The 12,302-nt window shown below is 71.5% G+C and carries 11 protein-coding genes; 9 read left to right on the plus strand and 2 right to left on the minus strand.

The window, feature by feature from the left end:
- The first annotated feature begins 1 nt into the window (after position 1).
- From OG306_RS35630 to OG306_RS35640, 3 genes are all read left to right on the plus strand, one after another.
- Complete coding sequence (locus OG306_RS35630; protein WP_266750495.1) at positions 2-1,186, plus strand: acyl-CoA dehydrogenase family protein; 1,185 nt, start codon at positions 2-4, stop codon at positions 1,184-1,186.
- A 74-nt stretch (positions 1,187-1,260) separates the two neighbouring features.
- Positions 1,261-2,190, plus strand: coding sequence for a VOC family protein (locus OG306_RS35635; protein WP_327258472.1), 930 nt, complete (start codon positions 1,261-1,263; stop codon positions 2,188-2,190).
- A gap of 23 nt (positions 2,191-2,213) precedes the next feature.
- Complete coding sequence (locus tag OG306_RS35640; RefSeq protein ID WP_266750498.1) at positions 2,214-3,692, plus strand: FAD-dependent oxidoreductase; 1,479 nt, start codon at positions 2,214-2,216, stop codon at positions 3,690-3,692.
- Between the two features lie 90 nt (positions 3,693-3,782).
- Here OG306_RS35640 and OG306_RS35645 read toward each other — a convergent pair whose 3' ends face one another.
- Both OG306_RS35645 and OG306_RS35650 read right to left on the minus strand, forming a co-directional pair.
- Positions 3,783-4,052, minus strand: a complete 270-nt coding sequence (locus tag OG306_RS35645; protein WP_266750500.1) for a ferredoxin — start codon at positions 4,050-4,052, stop codon at positions 3,783-3,785.
- Entirely contained in the window at positions 4,052-5,209 is a 1,158-nt protein-coding gene (locus OG306_RS35650) for a Rieske 2Fe-2S domain-containing protein (protein WP_371666081.1), read from the minus strand. The genes OG306_RS35645 and OG306_RS35650 overlap by 1 nt, the downstream gene beginning before the upstream one ends.
- A 114-nt stretch (positions 5,210-5,323) precedes the next feature.
- Between OG306_RS35650 and OG306_RS35655 the strand changes: the two genes are divergently transcribed.
- The 6 genes from OG306_RS35655 to OG306_RS35680 all read left to right on the plus strand — a co-directional run bounded on the left by OG306_RS35655 (position 5,324) and on the right by OG306_RS35680 (position 12,191).
- The gene (locus OG306_RS35655) at positions 5,324-6,169 is read left to right on the plus strand and encodes an SDR family NAD(P)-dependent oxidoreductase (protein ID WP_371666082.1); all 846 of its coding nucleotides are present in this window, start codon (positions 5,324-5,326) and stop codon (positions 6,167-6,169) included.
- A gap of 220 nt (positions 6,170-6,389) precedes the next feature.
- Positions 6,390-7,550 (plus strand): steroid 3-ketoacyl-CoA thiolase, encoded by a 1,161-nt coding sequence (locus OG306_RS35660; protein ID WP_371666083.1) that lies wholly within the window; start codon positions 6,390-6,392, stop codon positions 7,548-7,550.
- Positions 7,551-7,558: 8 nt separating this feature from the next.
- Positions 7,559-9,763, plus strand: a complete 2,205-nt coding sequence (locus tag OG306_RS35665; RefSeq protein WP_371666084.1) for an acyl-CoA dehydrogenase — start codon at positions 7,559-7,561, stop codon at positions 9,761-9,763.
- A 74-nt stretch (positions 9,764-9,837) separates the two neighbouring features.
- Positions 9,838-10,710, plus strand: coding sequence for a MaoC/PaaZ C-terminal domain-containing protein (locus OG306_RS35670; protein ID WP_371666085.1), 873 nt, complete (start codon positions 9,838-9,840; stop codon positions 10,708-10,710).
- Positions 10,707-11,360, plus strand: coding sequence for a PaaI family thioesterase (locus OG306_RS35675; protein WP_371666086.1), 654 nt, complete (start codon positions 10,707-10,709; stop codon positions 11,358-11,360). The genes OG306_RS35670 and OG306_RS35675 overlap by 4 nt, the downstream gene beginning before the upstream one ends.
- Positions 11,361-11,429: 69 nt before the next feature.
- A complete protein-coding gene (locus OG306_RS35680) occupies positions 11,430-12,191 on the plus strand; it encodes an SDR family NAD(P)-dependent oxidoreductase (RefSeq protein WP_266750510.1) in 762 nt (253 codons plus the stop codon).
- Positions 12,192-12,302: the final 111 nt, after the last annotated feature.

A 12,302-nucleotide genomic window follows, 5' to 3' on the forward strand; every position in this document is an offset into this window, starting at 1 on the left:
CATGCCCAATCCGGTACTTGACGCGATCACCGAGCGTGCGGAGGAGATCCGTGCGCTGGGACCGGCGAACGAGTCGCTCGGCCGACTGGACGACCAGACGGCCAAGGTGCTGCGGGAGACCGGGGCGATCCGGATGCTCCAGCCGAAGACGTACGGCGGCCTGGAACTGCACCCGCGCGAGTTCGCCGAGACCATCATGCGGATCGCCGCCTGCGACGGCGCGACCGGCTGGGTCGCCGGGGTCGTCGGCGTCCACCCGTGGGAAATGGCGATGGCCGACCCCCGGGTCCAGGAGGAGGTGTGGGGCGAGGACAACGACACCTGGATCGCCTCTCCCTACGCGCCGATGGGGGTGCTCCGCCCCGTGGACGGGGGTTACGTCTTCAACGGCCACTGGCAGTTCTCCTCCGGCACCGACCACTGCGACTGGATCTTCCTCGGCGCGTTCCTGGCCGACCAGGACGGCAACAGGCTGAACCCCCCGCGGTCGGTGCACGTCGTCCTGCCGCGCTCGGACTACGAGATCGTCGAGGACTCGTGGGACGTGGTCGGCCTGCGCGGCACCGGCAGCAAGGACATCGTCGTCAAGGACGCGTTCGTCCCGGAGTACCGGGTCATCGAGTACTCCAAGGTGGTGGACGGCACCCTGGCGAAGGAGGCCGGGCTGACCAACCCCACGTACCGCCTGCCGTTCTCCGCCGCCTTCCCGCTCGGCATCACCGCGGCCGTCATCGGCATCTGCGAGGGGGCCCTGGCCCATCACATGGCCTATCAGCGCCACCGCGTCCAGATCACCGGCACGGCCGTCAAGGACGACCCGTACGTCCTCTACGCCGTCAGTGAGGCGGCGGCGGAGATCGCGGCCTCGCGCTCGGCGCTGCTGGACAACATCTCGCAGCTCCACGACATGGTGGCGGCCGGCCGGGAGGTCACCTTCGACCGCAGGGCCGTGGGCCGGCGTACCCAGGCCCGGGCGGCGTGGCGCGCGGTGCGGGCCGTCGACGAGATCGTCGCGCGCTCCGGCGGGAACGCCATGCGGATGGACAACCCGATCCAGCGCTTCTGGCGCGATGCCCACACCGGCCTCGCCCACGCCATCCACGTGCCCGGTTCGGTCTTCCACGCCGCCGCACTGACGCAGCTCGACATCGAGCCGCCGCACGGACCGATGCGCTCGATGATCTGACGACCGTCACGGCACCAGCGCCCGTCCGACGAAGGACCGGCAGACCGAAAGACCGACAGATGAGGGAGGAACACATGACGCAGATACGAGGGCTGGGCTATCTCAGGGTCCAGACGCGCGACATCGAACGCTGGCGCGAACTCACCATTGACGGCCTCGGTTTCGCCGAAGGGTCCGGGCCGGATCCCGACGGTCTCTACCTGCGGATGGACGAGCGTCGGGCACGACTGGCCGTTCTGCCCGGTGACACCGACCGGGTACTGGCCGTCGGGTGGGAGGTGCGCGACCAGTTCGCCATGGCGGCGGTCGGGCGTGCCGTCGAGGCGTCGGGCAGAGCGGTCAAGGAGCTGACGCAGAAGGAGGCCGACGAACGCGGGGTGGAAGCGGGCATCACCTTCGACGACCCCGCCGGCGTCCCCGTCGAGGTCTTCTTCGCGCCGATCCTCGACCACAGCCCCGTGCTCACCGGCTTCGGCCAGGCCTTCGTCACCGGCGGCCAGGGCATGGGCCATGTCGTCCTGCCCACGACCTGCATGGAGGAGACCGTCTCCTTCTACACCGAGGTCCTCGGCTTCCTGCCGCGCGGAGCGATCAGGCTCGCCGGCACGGATCCCGACACCCCGCCCCGCCGCGTGCGCTTCATGGGCGTCAACCAGCGGCACCACAGTCTGGCCGTCTGCCCCGCGCCGCACGGGCAGGAACCGGGCCTGATCCACCTCATGGCCGAGGTCGACAGCCTGGACGCGGTGGGCCGCGCGCTCGACAGCGTGGGGCGGCTCGGCTTCTCGATCTCCTCCACCCTGGGCCGGCACACCAACGACAAGATGGTCTCCTTCTACGTGCGCGCGCCCGGCGGCTGGGACATCGAGTACGGCTGCGAGGGCATGCTCGTCGACGAGACGTACTACACCGCGGAGGAGATCACCGCGGACAGCTACTGGGGCCACGACTGGTCCGGTTCGGAGCCGCTCGCGGCCTTCACCCCGCCCGAGGCGGGGCGGTGAGCACCTCCCGGCCAGGCGGGCCGGTGAGCGCCTCCCGGCCTGTGACACCGGTCCCCGCCTCGTCCGTGTCCCGGTACGACGCCGAGACGGACGTACTCGTCGTCGGCTTCGGCTGCGCGGGCGCCGCCGCGGCCTTCGAAGCGGCTTCGGCCGGCGCCGAGGTCCTCGTACTGGAACGGGCCGGCGGGCCGGGCGGCTCCTCGGCCCTGTCCGGCGGCGAGCTCTACCTCGGCGGCGGCACGCCGGTACAGACCGCGTGCGGCTTCCAGGACACCCCGGACGACATGTTCGCCTATCTGAAGGCGGCGCTGGGCCCGCACGCCGACGAGGAGAAGCTGCGGGTCTACTGCGACGAGAGCACCGGGCACTTTCAGTGGTTCGTCGACCGCGGCCTCACCTTCGAGAAGAGCCTGTGGGACGCCCCCACCTGGATGCCGCTGTCGAAGGACGGCCTCATGTGGCTGGGCGAGAACGCCTGGCCGTACAACACCGTCGCCCGCCCCGCGCCCCGCGGCCACCGCTGCGCCACCGAGTCCTACGGCGGCTGGCTGATCATGGAGAAGCTCGTTGCGGCCGCCGGGGCCGCGGGGGCGCTCACCCACACCGACACCCTGGCCACGGCGTTGATCGTGGACGACGACGGCCGGGTCGTCGGCGTCACCGCCCGGAGTTACGGCGAGGAGCGGGCCTACCGCGCCCGTAAGGGAGTGGTGCTCACCACCGGCGGCTTCGTCGACAACGAGGAGATGCTGGCCGACCACGCGCCGCACCTCGTCGGGCACGGCAGGATCAGCGACGGGCTGGACGACGGCAGCGGCATCCGGATGGCGTCCGCGACCGGCGCGGCCACCCGGCGGATGTCGGTGACCGAGATTGCGCTCACCGCCCTCCCGGCCATGGCCACCCGAGGCATGCTGGTCAACGGCCACGGGCAGCGCTTCATCAACGAGGACGTCTACCCGGGCCTGTACAGCGTGGCCGCGGTGCTGACCCAGCCGGGCCCGTACTGGGTGATCGTCGACGAGGAGGGCTACGAGTCCGTACCCGAGGCGGAACGCTGGGGGGTGCTCCCGCAGTTCGTCGGGGAGACCCTGGCCGAGCTGGAGGAGGAGCTCGGGATGCCGGCGGGCGCGCTGGAGTCGACGGTGGGCACGTACAACACGTACGCCGCGAAGGGCCAGGACCCGTACTTCCACAAGGACGCCCGGTGGCTGCGGCCGCTGAAGGCGCCCTTCGCGGCGATCGACCCCCGCCTCGGCTTCAACCCCGGGGAGAGCGGGAACACGGGCGCCGGTACGGGCATCGCCGGATTCACCCTCGGCGGGCTCCGCACGACCGTCGACGGCGCGGTGCTGAACGTCTCCGGCACCGCCGTTCCCGGGCTGTTCGCGGCCGGCCGGGCGGCCTCCGGCATCCATGGCGAGGGATACATCAGCGGTACGTCGCTGGGTGACGGCACGTTCTTCGGCCGCAGGGCCGGTGTGGCCGCAGCCCGCGGATAGTTCTCCCGTGCAACGGTGAAGGGGTGGTCCTCCCACTCACATGAGCGGGCGGACCACCCCTTCACCGTTGCATGGGGGCGACCCGCTCCCTCACTCCTGGAGCACGGTGATCGCACCGATCAGGGCGGCCTCCCGGATCGTGTCACCGAGCGAACGGCAGCCTTCGAAGGCGCCGCCGTTCGGCCCCTCGCCGGATCCACCGGCCTGCCGCTCCGGGCAGCCCAGCATGGCCTTCGCGTCCCACTGCACGCTCGTCTGCTGCCAGCTGCTCTTGCGCACCCGCACCTGGTTGCCGCACCGCAGGCAGGACAGCGGACGCATCGGCGCACCGTCGGTCAGCCGGTTGTCCTCGCGCGGCATCAGACGGGCCGGCTCTCGGCCGCGGCCTTGCGGGCGAGGTTGGCCTCGACCTCCTTCTGCCAGGCCAAGACGGGACGGGTGGTGTCGAGCTCGAACTCGAAGCGATCCACCATCTCCGGCCCGACGTCGGCGACATCGACGTAGAACTGCTCGTACCAGCGGCGCAGTTGGTAGACCGGGCCGTCCTCCTCGCACAGCAGGGGGTTGTCGATGCGGGTCTTGTTCTTCCAGATCGCGATGTCCTGTTCGAAGCCCAGCCTGATGAAATCGGCCATGTTCGTGGCCAGCTCGTCGGCTTCCGCGCCCTCCAGGCTGTCCGAGCGCTTGACGATGATGCCGTACTGCAGGACGAATCGGTCGGCGCTCACCGGGTAGTGACAGTTGATCAGGACCGACTGCACATCGCCCGTGTCGTAGTGGTAGGTGAGGTCGTCGATCATGAACGACGGGCCGTGGTAGGCCGCCACCGACGTGCTGCCGGTCGTCTTCGGCTGACCGTCCTGCGCCTGCGGGCGCGCGTCCGGTCGGCCCGTGCCCCGCATGAACTGGGTGGCGGTGTGACCCTCGAAGACGTTCTTGAAGAACGTCGGGAACGAGTAGTGCACATAGAAGAAGTGCGCCATGTCCACGACGTTGTCGACGACTTCGCGGCAATTGGCGTCCACGACGGTCTCGTACCAGATCCAGTCGGTCCACGCGTCGCTCGTCGCCCCCTCGATGCGGGGGATCGTGACGTCCGCCGGCGGCGGGTTCCCCTCCGGGTCGTTCCAGACGAAGAGCATCCCGTCCTGGTCCCGTGTCGGCCAGGCCGCCGTGCGGGCCCGGAGCGGCACGCGCCGGGCGTACGGGATCTGCTTGCAGCGGCCGTCCCCGCCCCAGCGCCAGTCGTGGAAGGGGCAGGCCACCTCGTTGCCCTTGACGGTGCCCTGGGAGAGATCGCCTCCCATGTGGCGGCAGTAGGCGTCGAGGACACTGAGCTCGCCGTCGCTGCCGCGGAACACCACGAGCTTCTGGCCGAAGGCCTGAACGGAGTGGGGCTTGCCGTCCTTGAACTTCTCCGACAGCCCCAGGCAGTGCCATCCACGGGCAAACCGGGCCGGTGCGGCCGCTGCCTCGATGGCGCGGACTCCGTCGTGTTCTGACTCGACTGCGGTCACGTTGTTCCCATCCCCTCAAGGACGCAGGGTCTCCAGTGTTCGGACGGTAGGACGGGGCGTTGTCGGCCCACCGGGGCAGTCCCACTGACCGGAACGACGCGCGGCGGATCCCTGGTGAAGGGCGGTTCCGGTGAGCGGGACGGCGCCGACGCCGGTCATCGGAGCCGGGTAACGTCCGCCGCCCTGCCTGCGGTTGTCCGGGAGAAGGGCCGTGATGAAGCGTTTCGAGGGTGTCGATGTCCTGCTCACCGGAGCGGGGTCCGGCATCGGTCGGGCCACGGCGATCCGCCTGGTGCCGAGGGAGCGGCCGTGTTCGCCGTCGACCTCTCGGGCGACGGTCTGCGGGAGACCGCCGAGGCGGCCTCCGGGCCCGGGCGGATCGTGACCCAAGTCACCGATGTCGCCGAGGAGAGCGCCGTCGTGGACGCCGTACGGGCGGCTGCCGGGGAGCTCGGCGGCATCGATGTCCTGATCAATGTGGCGGGCATCCACCGGACGACTCCCATCGACCGGCTGACCGTCGCCGACATGCAGCAGCTGTTCTTCGTCAACGCCGTCGGAACGGCCCTGTTCTGCCGGGAGGCGCTGCGGCACCTGCCCGACCGGACGGGCGTCATCGTCAACGTGGCCTCGTCGTCGGCCGCGCACGGGAATCCGTACATGAGCGCCTACGCGGCGTCGAAGGGCGCGGTGCTGGCGTTCTCCTTGTCCCTGGCCGCCGAGGTGGTGCACCGGGGCATCCGCGTCGTGCCCGTCTCACCCGGCACGGTCGCCACGCCGCTGGTGGGGCCGCACGTCCTGCCGCCGGAACTGGACGCCAGTTACTACGGGCGGATCCGGTCGCTGCTGGGCGCCGCCGAACCGGAGCAGATCGCCGGCGTCATCGCCTTCGCGGCCTCGCGGGACGGGAGCTACCTCACAGGAGCGGAGATCAGGGTCGACGGAGGCTCACACACCTGAGGGGCCGCCCGTCCTGGCCGGCCGGCGACGCGGAGCCATTCAGTGGGACTGGGTATTGCACCGCACGAGAACGAATTCTAGTTTTTGGGTGTGGTGCTGAACGCCGCGAGCCTCCCCGAGGCCGCGGCAGGCGCCGCGACCGACGGACCAGGCCGGTCCGCCGAGCCGTCCGCCAACCGACCCGGCCCGCCAGGGGCCGCCTCACACCCTACGGAGAACCATGCCCGAGGCCGTCATCGTCGAAGCCGCGCGCACACCGGTCGGGCGGCGTCGCGGAGCGCTGTCGGGGCTGCACCCGGCCGAGCTGCTGGGCCTGGCCCAGAAAGGCCTGCTGGACCGCGCCGGAATCGCCCCCGACACGGTGGACCAGGTGATCGGAGGCTGCGTCACCCAGGCCGGCGAGCAGTCCAACAACGTCACCCGCAGCGCCTGGCTGCACACCGGACTGCCGCACGCCACCGCCTGCACCACCATCGACTGCGCCTGCGGCTCGTCCCAGCAGGCCGTGCACCTGATCGCCGGGCTGATCGCCTCCGGTGCGATCGACGCCGGGATCGGCTGCGGCGTCGAGTCGATGAGCCGGGTCTTCCTCGGACAGGCGCTCACCCCCGGCACCGGCAGGCCGGTACCGGAGGACTTCGCGCTGGACATGCCGGACCAGTTCACCGCCGCCGAGCGGATCGCACGGAAACGCGGCATCACACGGGCCGACGCGGACGCCCTCGCTCTCGCCTCCCAGCGCAACGCCGCCCGGGCGTGGGCGGAAGGCCGCTTCGACCGACAGATCATCGAGGCCGAGGCACCGGTGCCCGGCCCCGAGGGCCCGACCGGGCAGACCGCCTCCGTGACCCGCGACGAGGGCCTCCGGGACACCACGACCGAGGGTCTCGCCCAGCTGAAGACGGTGCTGCCCGACGGCATCCACACCGCCGGCAATTCCTCCCAGATCAGCGACGGCGCCGCCGCCGTCCTCCTGATGAGCGCGGAGCGCGCCGACCGCCTCGGACTGCGCCCGCGGGCCCGGATCGTCGCCTCCGGCATGGTCGGCTCCGACCCGTACTACCACCTCGACGGGCCCATCGAGGCGACCGACCACGTGCTGCGCAAGGCCGGCATGACGCTGGCCGACATCGACGTGGTCGAGATCAACGAGGCGTTCGCCTCCGTCGTGCTGTCGTGGGCGCAGGTCCACCGCGCCGACATGGACAAGGTGAACGTCAACGGGGGAGCCATCGCCCTCGGCCACGCGGTGGGCTCGACCGGCGCCCGGCTGATCACCCAGGCCCTCCATGAGCTGGAGCGCGGCGACAAGTCCACCGCGCTGATCACCATGTGTGCCGGCGGAGCGCACTCCACGGCGACGATCATCGAACGGATCTGAGGGACGCCATGACCATCGGACTGACCGAAGAGCACCGCGACCTGCGCGACACCGTACGCACGTTCGCGAACCGGCACATCACCCAGGACGTCGTCCGCAAGGCGGTGAGTGCCGAGCAGGAGATGCTCCCACCGTTCTGGCAGACCCTCGCCGGACAAGGGCTGCTCGGCCTGCACCTGCCCGAAGAGGCGGGCGGCGGCGGATACGGGCTCCTCGAACTCGCCGTCGTCATCGAGGAGCTCGGCCGGGCCATGGCCCCGGGCCCCTTCCTGCCGACGACCCTCGCCGCCGCGGTCCTGCAACGGGCGGGACACCAGGAGCATCTGGCCCGGCTCGCCGACGGCACCACGATCGGCGCGGTGGGCCTGGGAGCCGGCAGCCTCACGCTCTCCCGCGGCGACGACGGCGCCGCGACGGTCTCCGGCGAGTCCGAACTCGTCATCGGCGGCCACCTCGCCGACCTGTTCGTACTGCCCGCCCGCGAGGGCGAGCGCACGACGTGGTTCGTGCTGCCGCGCGCCTCGGCGGACACCACCGACGTGGCCGGCCACGACCTGGCCCGCCGCCCGTCCCGGGTGCGCCTGCGGAACACGGCCGTCCCGGCCACCGCCGTACTGGCGGTCGACCAGCAGCTCCCGCTCGACCTGGCCGCGGTCCTGTTCGCGGCGGAGGCCTCCGGCATCGCCGACCGGGCCGTCGCCGTCTCGGCCGAATACGCCCGGGTGCGCGAGCAGTTCGGCCGCCCCATCGGCCAGTTCCAGGGCGTCAAACACCGCTGCGCACGGATGCTCGCGCTTGCCGAACAGGCCCGCGCCTGCGCCTGGGACGCCGCCCGCGCGGGCGAACCGGGTGCCGTCCAGGACCCGGCGGAGGCGTCCCTCGCCGCCGCCGTCGCCGGGGCGACCAGCGTCGAAGCGGCGTTCACCACCACGAAGGACGCCATCCAGGTCCTCGGCGGCATCGGCTTCACCTGGGAGCACGACGCCCACCTCTGGCTGCGCCGGGTCCAGACCCTGCGCCTCACCCTCGGCCCGACCGCCCGGTGGCGCCGCCGGGTGGCCCGGCTCACCCTGGACGGCGCCCGCCGCCATCTGGGCGTCGAACTGCCGCCCGAGGCAGAAGAGATACGCGCCGGCGTCCGCGCCGAACTGAGCTCCGCGGCCGCCCTGGAAGGCCGGAAACGGCTCGTCCACCTCGCCGACCACGGCTACACCGCACCGCACCTGCCCGCACCCTGGGGGAAGGGCGCCGACGCCGTGACCCAGCTGGTCATCGCGCAGGAGATCCGCACGGCGGGCCTGACCCCCGTCGACATGATCATCGGCGGCTGGGTCGTCCCCACCATCATCACCCACGGCAACGCCGCCCAGCAGGAAAGGTTCCTCGCACCGACCCTGCGCGGCGACATCGTCTGGTGCCAGCTCTTCAGCGAGCCCGGAGCCGGTTCCGACCTCGCGGCCCTGAGCACCCGCGCCCAGAAGACCGACGGCGGGTGGCGGATCACCGGACAGAAGGTGTGGACCTCCATGGCCCGCGACGCCCACTGGGGCATCCTGCTGGCCCGGACCGACGCCGCCGCACCCCAGCACAAGGGACTGTCGTACTTCCTGCTGGACATGACCGCCCCCGGCCTGGACATCCGCCCGCTGCGGCAGATCACCGGCGAGTCGGAGTTCAACGAGATCTTCCTCGACGACGTGTTCGTCCCCGACGACATGCTCGTCGCACAGCCGGGCGACGGCTGGAAACTCGCCCGCACCACGCTCGCCAACGAGCGGGTCGCCCTCTCCCACGACTCGTCGCTGGGGTCCGGCGGCGAGGCGCTGCTCGACATCGCCGCCGCTGCACCCCACGAGATGGACGACGAACGGCTCACCACCCTCGGCGGGATCCTCTGCGACGCGCAGTCCGGCGGCCTGCTCGGCCTGCGCACCACGCTGCGCTCGGTCTCCGGACACCAGCCGGGCGCGGAGGCCAGCATCGCCAAACTCCTCGGCGTCGAGCATCAGCAGCAGGTCTGGGAGACCGCCATGGACTGGCAGGGCAGCGCCGCGCTGACCGGCGAGGGCCGGCGTCACGACGCCACCTGGATGTTCCTCAACTCCCGCTGTCTGTCGATCGCGGGCGGTACGACGGAGGTCCAGCTGAACATCATCGGCGAACGCCTGCTGGGCCTGGACCGCGACCCGAGGCCCACCCCGAAGCGTGCCTGAAGACGCGACCGCGGCGCGGCCGGCCGGGCCGTCCGCGCCACCGGGCCGAAACCCCTCGTGAAGGAAGAACCACCATGCCCATCGACCGCCACAAGGCGCTGAGCGCGGACCCGTCCGTGCGCGAGATCAGCTGGAGCACCCGCGACGTGCTCCTGTACCACCTCAGCCTCGGGGCCGGTTCGGACGCCGCCACCGATCCGGAACTGCACCTGACCTTCGAGCGCGGCCTCCAGGTGCTGCCCACCTTCGCTCTGGTGGCCGGCTCCGGCATCTCGGCCGGAGAGGTGCCCACGATGTCCGTGAACATGCCCGGCATCGATACCGACCTTCGCTCGATCCTCCACGCGGGCCAGGGACTTGAGATCCACCGGCCGCTGCCGCCCTCGGGCTCGGCCACGGTCACCTCGCGAGTCGCCGAGGTGTGGGACAAGGGGAAGGCGGCGGTGATCGTGCTGGAGTCGGCCGCGGCCGGCCCCGACGGCGAGCCGCTGTGGACCACCAACGTGCAGATCTGGGCCCGCGGGGAGGGCGGCTTCGGGGGAGAGGCCGGACCGGAGACCTCCTGGACGGCGCCGCAGCGCCCGGCCGACATCGTGCTCGAAACGCCCACCACCCCGCAGCAGGCGCTGCTGTACCGGCTCAACGGAGACCTCAACCCGCTCCACGCCGACCCCGAGTTCGCCCGGACGGCGGGCTTCGACCGGCCGATCCTGCACGGGCTGGCCTCGTACGGACTCGTCTGCAAGGCGCTCGTCGACGGAGCGCTCGACGGTGACGTGACGCGGCTGAACGGTTTCTCCGTACGGTTCGCGGGCTCGCTGTTCCCGGGCGAGACCATCCGCACCTCGGTGTGGCGAGAAGGAGAACGGCTGGTGCTGCACTCCACCTGCCCCGAACGCGACAACGCCCCGGTACTCACCCACGCGACGGCGAAGGTCACCTCATGAGCACCGGAACCGACACCCGTACCGACGGCGAGGCCGCCGCACGGCCGCCGCTGGTGGCCGAGACCCACGACACCGGACTGGACGCGGCCGTCACCGCGGCCCGCCGGGTGATCGCCGCGCTGCTGCTGGCCGGCGACCGGTCGGACGCCGACATGTCGTGCGTCGCCAAGCAACTTCACGCGGTCGCGGACCACTTGGAGGAGCACGCTCCTGCCCGCGAGGAGCGCCTGGTCGACATGTGGAACGGTGAGGGCGTGACCAGGCACGACCCGGCGACCGGCCCCGAGAACGCCCTCGCGCCCCCGTTGAAGCTGTACGGCCGGGACGACGGCTCCATCGAGGGCACCGTCACCCTCGGCCTGCCCTACCAGGGGCCGCCCGGACACGTGCACGGCGGCATTTCGGCGCTGCTCCTGGACCACACCCTCGGCGTCGCGAACCACTGGGGCGGCCCCTCCGGCATGACGGCGGAACTCACCCTGCGCTACCACCGTCCCACCCCGCTGTTCGAACCGCTGATGGTCACCGGCCGCCAGGTCCATGTGGACGGCGCGAAGATCCGCACCGTCGGGACCATCTCGGCCGGCGGCCGGGACTGCGTGAGCGCGGAGGGACTGTTCATCGCCAAGCACCTGGCCCGCCCGCGCTGAACACCCGGGCCGCAGCACACCAGCACCCGAAGAGCCGGAGCACACCCGCACACGAAGAGAGGCAGACCGGTGGGAAGTCTTGAGGACAAGGTCGCGGTCGTCACCGGGGCCGGACAAGGAGTGGGCCAGGGCATCGCCCTCGCGCTCGCGACCGAGGGCGCGTCGATCGCCGTCCTCGGGCGGACACCGCAGAAGCTCGAAGCGACCTGCGAACTGCTGCGTGCCCGTGGCGTCCGGGCCGAACCCTTCGTCTGCGACGTCAGCGACACCGACCACGTTCCCGAGGTGGTGGACGCGGTCGCCGACCGGTTCGGCGGCATCGACATCCTGGTCAACAACGCGTACACGGGCGCCTACGGCCCGCTGCTGTCGATGAGCGACGCGCAGTTCCGCAAGGGCTTCCACAGCGGCCCCTTCGCGACCTTCGCCTTCATGAAGGCCGCCCACCCGCATCTGAAGCGACGGGGCGGCGGCGTCGTCGTCAACCTGGTCACCTCGGCCATGGTCCGCTGGGACCTGCGCAACTACGGCGCGTACGCCGCCGCCAAGGTGGCCGTCCGCTCCCTGACCCGCAGCGCCGCCGGCGAGTGGGGGCCCGACAACATCCGCGTCAACGCGGTGGCACCGCACGCCACATCGCCCGCCTACGAGAAATGGCAGACCGCCCATCCGGAGGAGGCCGCCGCGTTCTGCGAGTCCATCCCGCTCGGCTACGTCGGCGACTGCGAGCAGGACATCGGACGGGCCGTGGTGATGCTCTGCGGACCGGACGCCCGCTATCTCACCGGCGCGACCGTGCCGCTCGACGGCGGCCAGGCCAACTTCGACTGACGGACCGCTCGTTCTCCCCATCCGCCGGCCTCCCGGTCAGCGGGACGGCCCGCACCAGGGGAAACCCTCCGGGCTAACGTCGCGGTCAGCACCTTGACCGGTGCGCCGGAG

The sequence above is a fragment of the Streptomyces sp. NBC_01241 genome (assembly GCF_041435435.1).
Lineage (GTDB): Bacteria > Actinomycetota > Actinomycetes > Streptomycetales > Streptomycetaceae > Streptomyces.